This is a genomic window from Dactylosporangium sp. CA-052675 (assembly GCF_050947935.1).
GTDB lineage: Bacteria > Actinomycetota > Actinomycetes > Mycobacteriales > Micromonosporaceae > Dactylosporangium.
In genome coordinates this window covers 8,137,616-8,152,823 of record NZ_CP192010.1, presented here as the reverse complement: position 1 = coordinate 8,152,823, position 15,208 = coordinate 8,137,616, and the positions used below count along the sequence as shown (strand labels likewise).

The 15,208-nt window shown below is 72.6% G+C and carries 18 protein-coding genes; 9 read left to right on the top strand and 9 right to left on the bottom strand.

Annotated elements, in window-relative coordinates:
• Positions 1–125: 125 nt before the first annotated feature.
• From ACQP1P_RS36125 to arfB, 3 genes are read right to left on the bottom strand one after another with little or no spacing between them, the layout of a single operon-like run.
• Positions 126–773: an epimerase gene (locus ACQP1P_RS36125; RefSeq protein WP_433078016.1), complete on the bottom strand. Its 648-nt coding sequence runs from the start codon at positions 771–773 to the stop codon at positions 126–128.
• 5 nt (positions 774–778) lie between these two features.
• Positions 779–1,504, bottom strand: a complete 726-nt coding sequence (locus ACQP1P_RS36120; protein WP_433078014.1) for a hypothetical protein — start codon at positions 1,502–1,504, stop codon at positions 779–781.
• Between the two features lie 12 nt (positions 1,505–1,516).
• Positions 1,517–1,942 (bottom strand): alternative ribosome rescue aminoacyl-tRNA hydrolase ArfB, encoded by a 426-nt coding sequence (gene arfB / locus ACQP1P_RS36115; RefSeq protein WP_433078012.1) that lies wholly within the window; start codon positions 1,940–1,942, stop codon positions 1,517–1,519.
• Between the two features lie 115 nt (positions 1,943–2,057).
• Here arfB and ACQP1P_RS36110 point away from each other — a divergent pair, with 115 nt between their 5' ends.
• Positions 2,058–2,468: an ATP-binding protein gene (locus ACQP1P_RS36110; protein WP_433078010.1), complete on the top strand. Its 411-nt coding sequence runs from the start codon at positions 2,058–2,060 to the stop codon at positions 2,466–2,468.
• Positions 2,469–2,477: 9 nt separating this feature from the next.
• Positions 2,478–3,056 carry a GNAT family N-acetyltransferase gene (locus tag ACQP1P_RS36105; protein ID WP_433078008.1) on the top strand — a complete coding sequence of 193 codons (579 nt, stop codon included), beginning with the start codon at positions 2,478–2,480 and terminating at the stop codon, positions 3,054–3,056.
• On the opposite strand, the gene ACQP1P_RS36100 is transcribed toward ACQP1P_RS36105, so the two are convergent.
• Together ACQP1P_RS36100 and ACQP1P_RS36095 are read right to left on the bottom strand one after the other, a co-directional pair.
• Complete coding sequence (locus ACQP1P_RS36100; protein ID WP_433078006.1) at positions 3,038–3,433, bottom strand: YchJ family protein; 396 nt, start codon at positions 3,431–3,433, stop codon at positions 3,038–3,040. The two genes, ACQP1P_RS36105 and ACQP1P_RS36100, sit on opposite strands and share 19 nt — an antisense overlap.
• A gap of 75 nt (positions 3,434–3,508) precedes the next feature.
• Positions 3,509–4,216 (bottom strand): RICIN domain-containing protein, encoded by a 708-nt coding sequence (locus ACQP1P_RS36095; RefSeq protein ID WP_433078004.1) that lies wholly within the window; start codon positions 4,214–4,216, stop codon positions 3,509–3,511.
• Between the two features lie 153 nt (positions 4,217–4,369).
• Between ACQP1P_RS36095 and ald the strand changes: the two genes are divergently transcribed.
• The 3 genes from ald to ACQP1P_RS36080 are packed head-to-tail and all read left to right on the top strand — an operon-like array spanning position 4,370 to position 7,045.
• A complete protein-coding gene (gene ald, locus ACQP1P_RS36090) occupies positions 4,370–5,497 on the top strand; it encodes an alanine dehydrogenase (protein WP_433078002.1) in 1,128 nt (375 codons plus the stop codon).
• A gap of 5 nt (positions 5,498–5,502) precedes the next feature.
• The gene (locus tag ACQP1P_RS36085; protein ID WP_433078000.1) at positions 5,503–6,444 is read left to right on the top strand and encodes a site-specific tyrosine recombinase XerD; all 942 of its coding nucleotides are present in this window, start codon (positions 5,503–5,505) and stop codon (positions 6,442–6,444) included.
• 37 nt (positions 6,445–6,481) lie between these two features.
• Positions 6,482–7,045, top strand: coding sequence for a TetR family transcriptional regulator (locus ACQP1P_RS36080; protein ID WP_433077998.1), 564 nt, complete (start codon positions 6,482–6,484; stop codon positions 7,043–7,045).
• 9 nt (positions 7,046–7,054) lie between these two features.
• Here the strand turns inward: ACQP1P_RS36080 and ACQP1P_RS36075 are convergent, their stop codons facing one another.
• From ACQP1P_RS36075 to ACQP1P_RS36060, 4 genes are all read right to left on the bottom strand, one after another.
• Complete coding sequence (locus ACQP1P_RS36075; RefSeq protein ID WP_433077996.1) at positions 7,055–7,279, bottom strand: hypothetical protein; 225 nt, start codon at positions 7,277–7,279, stop codon at positions 7,055–7,057.
• A gap of 230 nt (positions 7,280–7,509) precedes the next feature.
• A complete protein-coding gene (locus tag ACQP1P_RS36070; protein WP_433077994.1) occupies positions 7,510–8,718 on the bottom strand; it encodes a hypothetical protein in 1,209 nt (402 codons plus the stop codon).
• The gene (locus ACQP1P_RS36065) at positions 8,648–9,286 is read right to left on the bottom strand and encodes a SigE family RNA polymerase sigma factor (protein WP_433077992.1); all 639 of its coding nucleotides are present in this window, start codon (positions 9,284–9,286) and stop codon (positions 8,648–8,650) included. Before ACQP1P_RS36065 ends, ACQP1P_RS36070 begins: the two co-directional genes overlap by 71 nt.
• Before the next feature lie 114 nt (positions 9,287–9,400).
• Positions 9,401–10,747: a protein kinase domain-containing protein gene (locus ACQP1P_RS36060; RefSeq protein ID WP_433077990.1), complete on the bottom strand. Its 1,347-nt coding sequence runs from the start codon at positions 10,745–10,747 to the stop codon at positions 9,401–9,403.
• Between the two features lie 170 nt (positions 10,748–10,917).
• On the opposite strand from ACQP1P_RS36060, the gene ACQP1P_RS36055 reads away from it, so the two are divergent.
• The 4 genes from ACQP1P_RS36055 to ACQP1P_RS36040 all read left to right on the top strand — a co-directional run bounded on the left by ACQP1P_RS36055 (position 10,918) and on the right by ACQP1P_RS36040 (position 14,950).
• The gene (locus ACQP1P_RS36055) at positions 10,918–11,853 is read left to right on the top strand and encodes a ParA family protein (RefSeq protein WP_350621314.1); all 936 of its coding nucleotides are present in this window, start codon (positions 10,918–10,920) and stop codon (positions 11,851–11,853) included.
• A 73-nt stretch (positions 11,854–11,926) separates the two neighbouring features.
• Complete coding sequence (locus ACQP1P_RS36050) at positions 11,927–13,036, top strand: segregation and condensation protein A (RefSeq protein ID WP_433090241.1); 1,110 nt, start codon at positions 11,927–11,929, stop codon at positions 13,034–13,036.
• Positions 13,033–14,130 carry an SMC-Scp complex subunit ScpB gene (gene scpB, locus ACQP1P_RS36045; RefSeq protein ID WP_433077988.1) on the top strand — a complete coding sequence of 366 codons (1,098 nt, stop codon included), beginning with the start codon at positions 13,033–13,035 and terminating at the stop codon, positions 14,128–14,130. Before ACQP1P_RS36050 ends, scpB begins: the two co-directional genes overlap by 4 nt.
• A gap of 121 nt (positions 14,131–14,251) precedes the next feature.
• The gene (locus tag ACQP1P_RS36040) at positions 14,252–14,950 is read left to right on the top strand and encodes a pseudouridine synthase (RefSeq protein ID WP_433090239.1); all 699 of its coding nucleotides are present in this window, start codon (positions 14,252–14,254) and stop codon (positions 14,948–14,950) included.
• Positions 14,951–15,208: the final 258 nt, after the last annotated feature.

Below are 15,208 nucleotides of genomic sequence, written 5' to 3'. Positions count from 1 at the left end.
CCCGTGGGGTCTGTCACGCTGCCGAGTCAGCGATCCACGGGAGTCCAGCCTAACAGCAGGTAAACGGCGGTGCAGAAGGCGCACCGGACGTCACACGCGTCACACGACACAGCGTGTCTGTCCGGTCACCGGGCCGCGGCGATGTCGCGGCTCTCCCAGACCCGCCGGTCCGGGCGGGTGCGGGCCACGACGAGCATCGCCCGGCCCAGCTGGTCGGTGCTCGTGGCGATGCCCGGCGCGAAGCGGACCAGCAGCGCGGCGAGCGGGGCGAGGGCGGTGTAGGCGATGCGGTACCACCGCACGCGGGACTCCGCGCCGTGGCGGGGCTGGATGAAGCCGGGGCGGAACGCGTAGCCGGCCAGGTCCAGCGCGGCGACGTCGTCCTCGGTGCGGCCCTTGACCCGCTGCCACATCTGCCGCCCGGTGCGGTTGGTGCCGGCCCCGGAGACGTAGACGAAGACCAGGCCCGGGCTCTGCGCGGCCATCCGCCGGGCCGCGGCCAGCGTGAAGTCGTAGGTGATCCGGGTGTACCGGTCCTCGTCCAGGCCAACGGAGCTCACGCCCAGGCAGAAGAAGCAGGCGTCGTACCCGCTGAAGTCCACGGATCCGAAGTCCGCGAAGTCGGCGTGGACCATCTCGCGCAGCTTGGGATGCGTCACGCCGGTCGGGGTGCGGGTCACCACCAGGACCTCGGACACGTCCGGGGCCAGCAGGCACTCGTGCAGCACGCCCTGGCCCACCATGCCGGTGGCGCCGAACACGATCACCTTCATGCCCGTCATTGTGCCTTGATCGCCGAGAGGGTCGCGTTCTCCAGCGTGGTGTAGAGGTCCGAGTCGGTGAAGCCGGGGCCCGTCTCCTCGCCGATGTACACGTCCACGTGTTTGTCGCCGCCGAGCCCGGGGGTGAACTCGTCGACGATCGTCCACGTCGGCGCCTTGAGCTTCGCGCACACCTCCGCGGTCACCTCGGCGGTGCCGCAGCGCTGGACGGTGAACCGGCTGCCGGCCTTGAGCGCGCCGGCGTCGGCGGCGGCCGAGATCCAGGGGCGCAGCGGGCGGCCGGCGGTGTCGCGGGGGGCGGTGTCCATCCAGTAGCCGGTGTCGTAGGACCAGTTCAGGTACCGGCCGTCGCTCGTGCGGCCCGTGCCCTCGTCCTTGACCGCCTTGACGAACGAGGCCGGGAAGGCGCCGAGCCGCTGCTGGTTGCGGTTCCTGCCGCAGTCGATGGTGGGGCAGCCGGTGACCTCGGTGCTCTTGTCCGTGTGCAGGCTCTCGACCGCCGTGTAGTAGACGGTCACCTCCCAGCCGGTGAGCTCGACGGTCCGGCCGGTGACCGCCGGGACCGGCGGCGCGCTCGACTCCCCGGGGTAGGCGTCCCCGGGGTAGGCGCCGGTCTCGGGGGGATGGCCGGGCGGCTCGCTCGCCAGGGTCGCGGGCTGCTCGTCACCGCCGCACCCGGCCAGCAGGAGAGCGATGAGCGGAATGAGCAGTTTGCGAATCACATCCGGATTTTGTCACTCTTCGGGTGGGCGGCGTTGCTGCTTGCGCCGGGCCGTGTGCCGCTTGGCCTCCAGGCGCCGCTCCACCGCGCCCTTCGACGGCTTGGTCCGTCGGCGCGGCCGGGGCGGCGGGGCGATCGCGGCCGCGATGGCCGCGACCAGGCGCTCCTCGGCCGCGTGGCGGTTCTGCAGCTGCGAGCGGTGCTCCGACGCGGTGATCGACAGGACGCCGTCGACGAGCCGGCCGGCCAGCCGCTCCAGGGCCCGCGCCTTGAGCGGCTCGGGCAGCGCACCCGTCGCGAGCAGGTCGAAACGGACCTCGACGCGCGAGTCCGTGGTGTTGACCGACTGCCCGCCGGGGCCGCCGGAGCGGCTGAACCGCCAGCTCAGCTCGGCCCGGGGCAGCGTGATGTCGTCCGTCACCCGCAGGTCGTCATCCATGGCGTCCAGCATGCGTGTCGCGAGATGCACCTTGCACCCCAGGGTGACTTGACCGCGGCCCGGCGGAAGCTCGATGTACGCTCAGCGAGGCGAGACGCAGCGGAAAGGTGACACCGTGGCTGAAGCCGTTCAGACGACGGCGCTGCTGGTCGAGGACTTCGACGTCGCATTGATCACCCCTGTGCGTCACGCCGTGAACCGCGGCGCCGCCGGAGCGGGGCTGACCGGGCAGCGACTCGAGGACTTCGTGCTCGCGGTCAACGAGATCGTCACCAACGCCGTGCGCCACGCGGGCGGCGGCGGCACCCTGCGGATGTGGGTGGCCGGCGGGGTGCTCGTCTGCGAGGTCGTGGACAAGGGCGCCGGCATCCCCGAGGAGCGGCTCAGCGGCGAGGCCGCCCTGCCGCCGAGCAGCGCGATCAGCGGCCGCGGGCTGTGGCTGGCCCGGCACCTGGTCGACGACGTGCTCGTGACGACCGGCGAGGCCGGAACAATTGTGCGGCTGAGCAGCGCGGTGCCGGGCTAGTCTGCGCGGGTGCTGCGACCCGATTACCCGATCCGGACCGAGCGGCTCACGCTGCGCCCCTTCGCCGACGGCGACTACGACGACCTGCACCTGATGACCGGCGACCCCGAGGTGGTGCGGTACCTCTACTGGGAGGTGCACACCCCGCAGGAGACCCGGGCGGCGCTCGAGCGGCGCAAGGGCCAGGCCGCCCTGACCGAGGAGGGCCAGTGGCTGACGCTGGCCATGCAGGCCGAGCCGGAGGGGCAGCCGCGGGTCGTCGGGCAGGTGGTGCTGCGCTGGGCCAGCGTCGCGCACCGGCAGGGCGAGCTCGGCTTCACGCTCAACCCCGCCTTCCAGGGCCGCGGCTACGCCCGCGAGGCCGCCGAGGCGATGCTGCGCCTGGGCTTCGAGGACCTCGGCCTGCACCGGATCTACGCCGCCTGCGACACCCGCAACACCGCCTCCTGGGGGCTGCTCACCCGGCTCGGCATGCGCCGCGAGGCCCACTTCGTCGAGGACGAGATCTTCAAGGGGGAGTACGGCGACCAGTACATCTACGCCATGCTCGACCGCGAGTGGCGCAGCCGTCAGACCTCGTCCACGTAGCGCCAGGCCCCGCCGACCTTCTCGAACCGGCTCCGGTCGTGCATCTTGCCCGGCCGGCCGTCGGTGACGAACCGCGCCTGGAACTCCACGATGCCCTCGGTGTCGAACAGCCCGCCGCCGGACCGGTCGAGGATCGTCAGCCCCTGCCAGTTCTGGTCGGCCTCCAGCGTCAGGGCCCGCGGCTTGGTCTTCTCGCTCCACGTGCGCAGCAGGAACCGGCGGTCGCCGACGACGTAGGCCGAGTACCGGGCCCGCATCAGCAGCTCGGCGCTCGGCGGCTCCGCGCCGCGGTGGTACTTCCCGCAGCACTCGTCGTACGGCTCGCCGAGGCCGCAGGGGCAGGTGTCGGGCAGGCCGCCCGGGCCGGTCGAAGTCATGCCGAACATTGTTCCCGATGGCTCCGGGTCGACACCCCGCGGACACGCTTGAAGGCAGGCGTGACGGCCCGGTGCTCAGCCGAGGGGCTGGAACTTGTAGCGCTCGTCGGCCTGGCCGTTGCAGTCGAAGATGCGCGCGACCGCGCCCGGCTGCGGGTTGCCCCCCTCGATCGTCAGGCAGCGGTTGCTGTTGGGGTTGAGCAGGCGGTACCCGCCGTTGTCGGGCACCAGCTTCCACAGCTGGCCGATGTCGGCGTGGCAGTCCCACAGCCACACCTGGGCGAAGTTGTCCTTCGAGTTGTTGCTCACGCTCAGGCACCGGTTGTCGGCCGCGTTGACGAACTGGAACGTGTCCTGGGAGCCGCCGATCGCCTGCGGCACCCACATCTCGGTCGGGTTGTTGCCGTCGCAGCCCTGCTGGGTGGTGTTGCCGCCGTTGCCCCCGTTGGCCTGCAAGCACAGCTGCGAGTGGTCGGGGCGGATCAGCGACGGCTTCGCGGCCAGCAGCGCGGCCTTCGGCGGCGTCGGCGACGGCGTCGGGCTCGCGGCGGGGCTGGGCGGGGGCGCGGCCGACGGCGGGGGAGCCGGGGCGGAGGAGTCCTCGCCGGCGCTCAGCGGGGTCTGCGTCGCGCCGGTCGCCTGGGGATCGTCGGACATGAACGCCCGGGCCCCGAGGACGATGCCCACGACGACCGCCAGCACGGCGACCGCGGCCGCGCCGAGCAGGACCTTGTCGTGCTTCGGCCCGGGCAGCGAGGGGCGGGGCCCGCCGTAGACGGTCATGGCCGCACAGCATAGATCACCGTCCGCCCCGGACAACCTGTCAATCCCGCTGCTCAGGAGTTCACACTGTGCGGCCGACGGGTAGTGGGAGAGGGCCATAAACTCCGCCTTGGACACACAGCGCAATGACGCGCTGAGTGGAGAGGGGTCAACGTGAAGGTCGCAATTCCGCGCGAGGTCAAGAACCACGAGTACCGCGTGGCGATCACGCCCGCCGGCGTCCACGAGCTCGCCGCGAACGGGCACGAGGTCTTCGTCGAAACCGGGGCCGGCGAGGGCTCCACGATCACCGACCAGGAGTTCCGCGAGGCCGGCGCCACCATCCTGCCGTCCGCGGACGACACATGGGCCGAGGGCGAGCTCGTGCTCAAGGTCAAGGAGCCCATCGCCGAGGAGTACCACCGGATGCGCGCCGGTCAGGTGCTCTTCACCTACCTGCACCTGGCCGCGTCCAAGGCCTGCACCCAGGCCCTCGTCGAGCGCAAGGTCACCGGCATCGCCTACGAGACCGTGGAGCTGGCCGACCGCTCACTGCCGCTGCTCGCCCCGATGTCCGAGGTCGCCGGGCGGCTGGCTCCGCAGGTCGGCGCCTATCACCTCATGCGCGCGGGCGGCGGGCGCGGCGTGCTGCTCGGCGGCGTCTCCGGCGTCTACGCGGCCAAGGTCGTCGTCATCGGGGCCGGCGTCTCCGGGCTGAGCGCGGCCGCGATCGCGCTGGGCATGCAGGGCGAGGTGCTGCTGCTCGACAAGAACATCGCCCGGCTGCGCGGGGCCGACGCCATCTACCAGGGGCACCTGCAGACGATCGCGTCGAACGGGTACGAGATCGAAAAGGCCGTGCTCGACGCCGACCTCGTGATCGGCGCGGTGCTCGTGCCCGGGGCGAAGGCGCCCAAGCTCATCAGCAACGAGCTGGTCAAGCGCATGAAGCCGGGCAGCGTGCTCGTCGACATCTCGATCGACCAGGGCGGCTGCTTCGAGGACTCGCGCCCGACCACGCACGACGAGCCCACCTACCGGGTGCACGACTCGGTCTTCTACTGCGTGGCGAACATGCCCGGCGCGGTGCCGCACACCAGCACCTACGCGCTGACCAACGTCACCCTGCCCTACGCGCTGGAGCTGGCCAACCGCGGCTGGCGCGAGGCCCTGCGCCGCGACCCGGCCCTGGCCCTCGGCCTCAACACGCACGACGGGCACGTCACCTACGGCCCGGTCGCCGACGCGCACGGCATGGAGCACGTCGCCCTGCAGGACGTGTTGACAGGGAACCCGGCATAGGACGCATGGTGGACCTGCGCCGCGCCGTCGACTCCTACCTCGACCACCTCACGGTGGAGCGGGCGCTGGCCGCCAACACCCTGGCGTCGTACCGCCGCGACCTCGACCGGTATGTGGACTGGCTGGTCGCGGCGGGCATCGCCGACCTGGCCGACGTGACCACGCGCGACATCGCCGCCCACGTCGCCGACCTGCGCGCGCCCGCCGGGGACGCCGTGGCGCTCTCCGCCTCCTCGGCCGCGCGCGCCGCCAGCGCCGTGCGGGGCCTGCACCGCTTCGCCCTGCTCGAGGGCCTCACTTCGAGCGACCCGTCCCGCGAGGTGAAGCCGCCCGCGCTGCCCAAGCGGCTGCCGAAGGCGCTCGACGTCGACCAGGTCGCGCGGCTGCTGGCCGTGCCCGGGGCCGCCCTCGGCGGGCCGCTCGACCTGCGCGACGCGGCGCTGCTGGAGTTCCTCTACGGCACCGGCGCGCGCATCTCCGAGGCGGTCGGGCTCGCCGTCGACGACCTCGACCTCGACGCCCGGCCGGGGATGGCGACCCTGCACGGCAAGGGCGGCAAGACCCGGCTCGTGCCCATGGGCAGCTACGCGCGCTCGGCGCTGGACGCCTACCTGGTCCGGGCCCGTCCCGCCCTCGCCGCCCACGGCACCGGGGCGCCGAACGTGTTCCTCAACGCCCGCGGGGGAGCGCTGTCGCGGCAGAGCGCGTGGACGATCCTGCGCAAGGCCGCCGACCGGGCCGGGCTGCCGGTGGACGGGCCGTCGGGGGTGTCGCCGCACACCCTGCGGCACTCGTTCGCCACGCACCTGCTCGACGGCGGGGCCGACATCCGGGTCGTGCAGGAGCTGCTCGGGCACGCCTCGGTCACCACGACGCAGGTGTACACGCTGGTGACCGTCGACCGCCTGCGCGAGGTGTACGCCACCGCCCACCCCCGCGCCCGGTGACTTGGAGGCCAACGCTTGTTGGCCTAAGGTCGCGCCTGTGACCGTTCGCCGCTCGGATGCCACCCGCGCCGCCATCCTGCACGCCGCCCGGGTCCGCTTCGCCGAGGACGGCTACCAGCGCGCGACCATCCGCGCGATCGCCGCCGACGCCGCCATCGACCCGTCGATGGTGATGCGGTACTACGGCAGCAAGGAACGCCTCTTCGCCGCGGCCGTCGACATCGACCTGCGCATGCCCGACGTCTCGGCCATCCCGCCGGAGCGGCTCGGGCCGCAGCTGGTGCGGCACTGGGTGCGCCGCTGGGAGGAGGACCCGACCGGCGACGTGCTGCTGACCCTGCTGCGCTCGGCCGCCACCGACGAGACCGTCGCCGAGCGGGTCCGCGGCGTCTTCGCCGAGCAGATCGTGCCCATCGTGCGCCGGCTCTGCGGCGACGAGGCCGAGGCGCAGCAGCGGGCCGGGCTGCTCGCCACCCAGATGCTCGGGCTGGCGATCTGCCGGCACATCCTGCGCATCCCGCCGGTCGCGCACATGCCGGTGGAGACGGTGGTCGAGCGGATCGGGGCGACGGTGCAGCAGTACCTCACCGGCGCCCCGTGACACGCTCGCTCACTTGTGGCGGTTGTACATCCTCGGCGCCTGCGGGTTGCCGCCCTTGCCGATGCCCCGGCCGCCCCGGCCGCCGCCCCCGGTCGGGAACGTGCGGTTGGCCTGGGCCCGGCGGATCGCCTCGAGCGGGTTGGCCGGCTGGTCCTCGGCATGCTCGGCGGCCGTTGCGGCCTCCGTCGCCTCGGTGGTCGTGGTGTCTTCCGGTTCGTGGTTCACGGCAGGCATGAGCGTCTCCTTCGCGGACGGCGGGCTGGCTGGTGGGCAGACTGCGGCCGCGCGACGAAGCGGGAAGAGATGAACCCACAACGGGGGCCGTCCGGCTGGACCCGCTCAGGCGGTCAGCGGCGGCACGCGCGGCGTCGATGGGCTCAGAAACGCATGCACCAACGGTAGCAGCACCCCGGCCGCTCGCGCACGCGCGTTTTTTCCGCGCCCGGGGTGCCGTCATGACCGGCTCAGTTCGCGAACACCTTCGCGGCGGGTGGCCAGGTGCCGCTGGCGCCGAGATCGCCCTCGAGCCTGATGCCGAGCGCCAGCTGGGTGAGCGTGGCGCTGAGCTTCGTGTTGCCCGCCTCGGCGTAGACGTACGTCTTGCCGGTGTCGGCCACCTTCGTGCACCGGGTCTGCCCGTCGCATTCGAGCCGGCCCGCCAGCTTCGGCCCCGCGTCCGTGTGCCCGACCGCCAGGGTCAGCACCGGCAGGTCCTCGAAGACGTACGGCTGGTAGATCGGCAGCGCCGGGGGCTTCGCGGTCAGCCGTGCGGCCGAGACCACCTCGTCGCCGGTGAACACGTCGCCGCCGTAGCTCACGGACAGCAGCTGGTAGCCCCGCGGTACCGTCGCCGGCTGGAACGCCACCGGGAACTGCCGCGGCACCGAGGGCGTGAGCCCGTCCGCGATCGCGAGCAGATGCTCGCGGTCGGGCACGTTCTCCCACGCCGACCAGTAGATCGCCGCCCAGGCATCGCCGGTGTACTGCCAGGCGAGCGTCGGCACCAGGCCCGTGCGCCCCACGGCCGGCCGGTCGCCCGGCGCCGTCGGCGGCGCGTTCATGGTCCCGGCGTAGGCGAGCAGCCCGGAGCCGCCGTCGCGCAGCTGGACCTTCTCGCCGCCCTTCTCGAACAGCGTCGGCTCGAAGGCGCCGGGGCGGTACACCACGAGGATCCCGCCGGTGGGCACGTCCTTCGCCTTCGCCCTCGCCGCCGCGCCCGGACCGGCCGACGGCACCGGGTCCGCCGCCTCGGCCGACTCCGACTCCGACGGTGCCGGGTCGCCGCCGGGCGCGGTCGCGATCGTGGACTGCTGGTAGGCGTTGGTCACCAAGTCGGGGTCGCCGACCTGATACGGCCCGGCCTTGTAGCCCTGGTAGGTCGTGCTGAACGCGGCCGCCTCGACGAACGCGGTCGGCGCCGGCGCCGCGGGGCTGGCCAGTCCGCTCGGGTCCACGGCCGGGGTCAGCGCGCGGGGCGCGCCGGTGAGCATCAGCACCGCGGTGACCGCCGCGATCGCGGTGACCGCGCCGCCGCCGGCGGAGGAGAGCAGGGTCAGCCGCCGGCGGCGCCGCACCAGGTGCCGGCCCGCGGCGGTGATGTCGTCAACGCTGAGCCGCGGTGGCGGCGCGTCGTCCCGGACCGACGTCAGCAGCGTGTGCAGATCCTGTTCCATGCCCTTGCCTCCCGTCCTGCTCGTGGCCGATGCCGACACCACCCGCCGCACTGCCCTGCGCAAGGTCGTCGCGGACACGGAGCTCGTCCGTGCCCAGGAGCGCGCGGAGCGCGGCGAGCCCGCGGGCGGTCTGACTCTTGACGGTCCCCGGCTGGCGGCCGAGCACCTCGGCGGTCTCCTCAACGCTCAGCCCCTCGTAGTACCGCAGGACCAGCACGGCGCGCTGGCCCGGTGCCATACGGGCGAGCGCGGCGCGAATCCGGAGCCGCTCGTCGACCTGATCGGCGTGGTCGGGGCCGGGCAGCTCGGGCAGCGCGTAGCCGGCCGAGCGCTCGCGGCGCCGCCAGGGCCGCCGCGACTCGTCGACCAGCGCGTGCACGATCGCCCGCCGCACGTACGCCAGCGGGGTGTCCACCTTCGTCCAGCGCACGTACAGCTTGGCCAGGGACGCGGCCACCGCGTCCTCGGCGGCGTGCCAGTCCCCGCACGTCAGGTAGGCGAGGGAGCGCAGCCCGTCGAATCGCGCGGTGACGAATTCGCGGAAGTGCGCCTCGTCGTCTTGGTTCACCCGTTCGGGCTCCCTTCGTCCGGGGGTAGACGCAAGCGCCCCGGGAAGGGTTGCACACGATCGGAGGAATTTTCGTCGCCTATTTGTCCGGGTTCGGCCCCGGTTCGGCCGTCGTCAGGCCCGGCCGTTGCCCGCGCCGTTGTTCGCGCCGTTGTTCGCGCCGTTGCCGCCGCCGTTCGTCGCCTCGGCCGAGACCGGCGGCTGGGTGGCGGTGTCCGTGGTCGGCGGGGGCGGCGTGGTGGTCCTCGTCACCGGCGGGGCCGAGGACACCGGGTTGTTCCCGGGCGCGGGGGAGCTCGGCGGGGCCGTGTTCGCCGCGCTGGTGGCCTCGGCCGAGGCGCCCGGGGTCGGCCCGTGCGAGGCGTTCGGGGCGCCCGGGGCCTTCGCCGTCTCCGAGGCCGGCGGCGTGGCCGACACGGTGGGGCGGGCGTCGGGGAAGCTCGGGTCGAACGCCTTGCGCGACAGCGCCACCACCGCCAGGATCACGCCCGCGACCAGGGCGATCACGGCGGCGGTGGCGGCGATCGGCATCCAGACCGGCCGTCCGGGGGCGTCCTCGTCGGCGGGGGCGGCGCCCGGCGCGGCGATCACCGTGGTGGGCGCGGAGGCGCGGACCGCCGGAGCGAGTGCCGGGTCCTGCGCGGTGCCGTCGCGCGCGGCGCGGGCCGCGGCCGCCATCGCCGCGGCGGTCGGGAACCGGTCCGCGGGGTCCTTGGCCATCGCGCGCTCGATCAGCGCCCGGGTGGCCGGCGGGAGGGTGGCGGGCAGCGGCGGCGGCTCGTCCTGCAGGTGCTTGATGGCGATCTCGAGCGGGGAGTTGCCGGTGAACGGCGGGGCGCCGGTGACGCAGTGGTACGCCACCACGCCCAGCGCGTAGATGTCCGCCGACGGCGAGATCGGGTGGCCCGACGCCTGCTCCGGCGACATGTACAGCGCGGTGCCGATCACCGCGTTGAGCTTCGTCACGGCGGTCACCTGGGCCGAGCGGGCCACGCCGAAGTCGACCAGCGTCACCGCGCCGTTCTCGCCGACCAGGAGATTGCCGGGCTTGACGTCGCGGTGGATGATCCCCATCTCGTGCGCGGCGTGCAGCGCGTCGGCCGCCTGCGCCACGACGTCGAGGGTCTCGCCGACCGACAGGGTGCCCTCGGCCGCGATGCGCTCGCCCAGGGGCCGGCCGTCGACGAACGCCATGACCAGGAACAGCGTGCCCTCGGGGGTCTCGCCGTAGTCGTAGACCCCGACGACGCCCGGGTGGCCGATCGAGGCCATGATCCGCGCCTCGGAGCGGAAGCGGCTGCCGAACTCGGCGTTGCTGCCGTGGCCCGGGAGCAGCACCTTCACCGCGACGGTGCGGCCGAGCGTCTTGTCGGTGGCCCGGAAGACCTGCCCCATGCCGCCGCTGGCGACGAACTCATCGAGGCGGTACCGGTCGCCGAGCACGTCCCCTGGTCCCAACACGGCAATGACCGTACCCAACGATGAGCTTCGCGACACGCCGGGCGCGCGGCGCGGTATGTACGCTGCAGGGACGGTAGAGTCGGGCAACGGCTGACTCGCTCCCCCCAAGGCTGAACGCCGATTTCGGTCCAGGGGCGGAGACAACGCCGCCGGGAGGGGCGAAGACAGCGATGACAGGCATGGGCGACCAGGCGGAGTCGTGGACCACCACGATGCGCGCCGAGCAGGCCTCGCTTGACCTCGGTGCGGAGCTCGGGCCGGCGGACCCGACCGCGTACACGATGCGCAAGCCGATCCCCGAGCCGATGCCGATGGACCGGCACGGCCCGGCGCGGATCATCGCCATGGCCAACCAGAAGGGCGGCGTGGGCAAGACCACGTCGACCATCAACCTCGGCGCGGCGCTCGCGGAATACGGCCGGCGGGTGCTGCTCGTCGACTTCGACCCCCAGGGCGCCCTCTCGGTCGGCCTCGGCGTCAACCCGCACAACCTCGACCTCACGATCTACAACATCCTGATGGACTCCGACGTGACGGTCGAGGACATCCGGATCAAGACGGACATCGCCGGGCTGCACCTGCTGCCCGCGAACATCGACCTCTCGGCGGCCGAGATCCAGCTCGTCACCGAGGTCGCGCGCGAGATGGCGCTGGCCCGGGTGCTGCGCCCGGTGCTCAAGGAATACGACTTCATCCTGATCGACTGCCAGCCGTCGCTCGGCCTGCTGGCGATCAACGCGCTCACCGTCGCGCACGGCGTGATGATCCCGCTGGAGTGCGAGTTCTTCTCGCTGCGCGGGGTGGCGCTGCTGCTGGACACGATCGACAAGGTGCGCGAGCGGCTCAACTTCGACCTGGAGCTCGAGGGCATCCTCGCGACCATGTACGACAGCCGGACCACCCACTGCCGCCAGGTGCTGCAGCGCGTGGTGGAGGCGTTCGGCGACAAGGTGTACCAGACCGTCATCACGAAGACCGTGAAGTTCCCGGAGTCGACGGTCGCGGGCGCGCCCATCACGACGCTCGACCCGGCCTCGTCCGGGGCGCGCAACTACCGGCAGCTGGCGCGGGAGGTCATCGCGCAGCAGGCCGAGCGGCGTCTCTAATAGGGGCTTTTCGCTGTTCGTGCGCTAGGTTCTTCGCGTGACTGAGCCGGTTGTGGAGTCCTCGGCGCCCGCGGTGGTGGACGCCGAGGCGCCGCTGCTCGCGGACGGGCCGGCTCCCGACGCGCCCACACCGGACGCGCCCACACCGGACACGCCAACACCGGACACGCCGCCGGCGACGCCGGCCCCCTCGGGCTTCCAGGTGAAGCTGTCCAACTTCGAGGGGCCGTTCGACCTGCTGCTGCAGCTCATCGGCAAGCACAAGCTCGACGTCACCGAGGTCGCGCTACACACGGTCACCGACGACTTCATCTCCTACATCCGCGCGATGGGCGACGACTGGGACCTCGACGAGACCTCCGAGTTCCTCGTGATCGCGGCCACGCTGCTCGACCTCAAGGCGGCCCGGCTGCTGCCCTCGGCCACGGTCGAGAACGAGGAGGACCTCGCGCTGCTCGAGGCGCGGGACCTGCTGTTCGCGCGGCTGCTGCAGTACAAGGCGTTCAAGGAGGCGGCCGCGCACATCCAGGGGCTCGAGGCCGTCGGGGCGCGGCGGTACCCGCGCGCGGTCTCCCTCGAGCCGCAGTACGCGGAGGCCTTGCCCGACCTGGTCCTCGGCATCGGCCCGAAGCGGCTGCTCAAGCTCGCCGTCCGGGCCTTCACGCCCAAGGTGCCGCCGGTGGTCTCGGTCGCGCACATCCACCAGGTGCGCGTCAGCGTCCGGGAGCACGCCAACCTGCTGCGCGACCGGCTGTTCGAGCGCCGGGTGGCGACCTTCGCCGAGCTGTGCGCCGACTGCGAGACGACCCTCGAGGTGGTGGCCCGCTTCCTGGCGCTGCTGGAGCTGTACCGGGAGAACCTCGTCGGCTTCGAACAGGTCCAGGCCCTCGGCGAGCTGATCGTGCGCTGGACCGCGGCCGAGGACGCGAACGTGGAGATCCAGGTCGAGGAGTACGAGGGGTCGCCGGCGCCCGCGGCCAAGGAGCCGGAACCGGGCGACGCCGCAGAATCCCTGGACGCCGCAGAATCCCTGGGCGACGCAGAATCCCTGGGCGACGCAGAATCCCTGGACGACGCCGCAGAATCCCTGGACGACGCCGCGGGTTCGGTGGAAGCTTCGGAGTCGCCGGGGGCGGGGCTCGCCCCGGCCGCGGTGGACGTGGACAACGAGGTGGACGAGTGAACGAGGACGACAAGCCCGCCGGGTCGCTGGCCGATCAGGCCGCGAGCTGGGTGCCGCCGTGGGCGCGTCCGAAGCCGGAGCCGCCGGCCGCTCAGTCGTTTCCCGAGCTCCAGTGGCAGTCCGACGAGCCCGCGGAGGACGCCGAACCTTCGCCATCGCCATCGCCATCGCCATCGCCTTCGCCTTCGCCTTCGCCATCGCCCTCGCCGTCGGCTGAGTCTTCGCCCGAGCCTGCAGCTAAGGGCGAGGTTGAGCCTGAAGCTGAGGCTGAGCCCGAGGCCGAAGTCGAGCCGGTCGTCGCTGCGCCCGAGCCCGAGGCGGAAACCGATTCGGTCGTCGTTGAGCGCGAGTCCGAGGCGGAAACCGAGTCGGTCGTCGCTGAGCCCGAGGTTGAGGCAGAGGCGGAGCCGCGGCCCGAGGCGGCAGCCGAGCCGGTTGTCGCTGAGCTCGACGGCGAGGCGGTCGCTGACACGCTGCCGGGGCTCGAGGCGCCGGTCCCTGCGGCGGCCGCGGAGCCGGGTGCCGGGGAGCCCGCCAAGCCCGAGATGGGTGACGCCGAGCTGCGTGGCGCCGTCGAGGCCATTCTGCTCGTCGTCGACGAGCCGACCAGTGAGGTCACGCTCGCCCAGGTGCTCGACCAGCCCGTCGAACGGGTGGCCGGGGCGCTGGAGGCGGCTTCAGCGGAGTACACACGGCTGGGTTTCGGGTTTGATCTTCGGCGCGTGGCCGGGGGCTGGCGGCTCTACACCCGGCCCGAGTATGCGGCCTACGTCGAGAAGTTCGTGCTCGACGGGCAGCAGATCCGGCTGACCCAGGCGGCGCTGGAGACACTCGCGGTGATCGCGTACAAGCAGCCGGTGACGAGGTCGCGCATTTCCGCCATCCGGGGTGTGAACTGTGACGGTGTGGTCCGTACGCTGGTGACGCGGGGCCTGATCGAGGAGATCGGCAGCGAGCCCGAGAGCGGCGCGTTCCTCTACAAGACGACCACGCTGTTCCTGGAGAAACTCGGCCTGGACAGCGTCGAGCAGCTGCCCCCGCTCGCCCCGTTCCTGCCCGACGACATAGATGAGATCGCCGATGCCCAGCGTTGACCCGTCCGTTGACTCCGCCGCCGTGCCCGCGCCCGGGTTCGCCGGACCCGACTTCGAGGGCTCGGCCTTCGACGCCCCGCCCGACGCCGAGGTGCCCCGGCGCGAGGAGCGGCTGCAGAAGATCCTGGCCGCCGCCGGGCTCGGGTCGCGCCGCGCCTGCGAGCGCATGATCGACGAGGGCCGGGTGACGGTCAACGGCCGCGAGGCGAGCCTCGGCGACAAGGCCGACCCGAGCCGTGACGCCATCCACGTCGACGGGCAGCGCCTGGTGACGGACACCCGGCTGGTGTACATCGCACTGAACAAGCCGCGCGGCGTCGTCTCCACGATGGACGACGAGAAGGGCCGCAACGCGATCTCGGACCTCGTGCCCAACATCGAGTCGCGGGTGTTCCACGTGGGCCGGCTCGACCAGGACAGCGAGGGCCTGATCCTGCTCACCAACGACGGCGGGCTCGCGCACAAGCTCATGCACCCGTCGTACGAGGTGGCCAAGACCTACCAGGTGGAGATCCCCGGCCCCGTCCCGCGCGCGATGGGCCGCGAGCTCAAGTCCGGCGTGACCCTCGAGGACGGCCCGGTGAAGGTCGACTCGTTCCGGGTCGTGGACGCCTACGGCAAGGTGGCCCTCGTCGAGGTGGTCCTGCACGAGGGTCGCAACCACATCGTCCGGCGCATGTTCGACGCCGTCGGCTTCCCGGTGCAGCGGCTCATCCGCACCCAGATCGGCCCGATCCGCCTCGGCGACCTGCGGCCGGGGCGCACGCGGCACCTGTCGCAGGCTGAGATCGGGGCGCTCTTCAAGGCCGTCGGGGAGTAGTTTCCGCGTTCACCGCAGGCCGGGATTCCGTGCTCGGCGGGCCGGATGCCGTGTCTGCCGCGGGCCGGCCTCCGTGTTCGCCGCCGGGCTGGCCGGGGTTCCGTGTTCGCCGCGGGGCGGGCTGTCGTGTTCGCCGCGGGGCGGGCTGTCGTGTTCGCCGCGGGGTGGGATGCGTGTTCGCCGTGGGGCGGGCTGTCGTGTTCGCCGCGGGGTGGGATGCGTGTTCGCCGTGGGGCGGGATTGCGTGTTCGCCGCGGG

Excerpts from the sequence above, each read along its gene's own strand:
- ACQP1P_RS36125 (WP_433078016.1), bottom strand. The coding sequence starts at position 773 with ATGAAGGTGATCGTGTTCGGCGCCACCGGCATGGTGGGCCAGGGCGTG.
- arfB (WP_433078012.1), bottom strand. The coding sequence starts at position 1,942 with ATGGATGACGACCTGCGGGTGACGGACGACATCACGCTGCCCCGGGCC.
- ACQP1P_RS36100 (WP_433078006.1), bottom strand. The coding sequence starts at position 3,433 with ATGACTTCGACCGGCCCGGGCGGCCTGCCCGACACCTGCCCCTGCGGC.
- ACQP1P_RS36095 (WP_433078004.1), bottom strand. The coding sequence starts at position 4,216 with ATGACCGTCTACGGCGGGCCCCGCCCCTCGCTGCCCGGGCCGAAGCAC.
- ACQP1P_RS36085 (WP_433078000.1), top strand. The coding sequence starts at position 5,503 with ATGGTGGACCTGCGCCGCGCCGTCGACTCCTACCTCGACCACCTCACG.
- ACQP1P_RS36075 (WP_433077996.1), bottom strand. The coding sequence starts at position 7,279 with ATGCCTGCCGTGAACCACGAACCGGAAGACACCACGACCACCGAGGCG.
- ACQP1P_RS36070 (WP_433077994.1), bottom strand. The coding sequence starts at position 8,718 with ATGGAACAGGATCTGCACACGCTGCTGACGTCGGTCCGGGACGACGCG.
- ACQP1P_RS36055 (WP_350621314.1), top strand. The coding sequence starts at position 10,918 with ATGACAGGCATGGGCGACCAGGCGGAGTCGTGGACCACCACGATGCGC.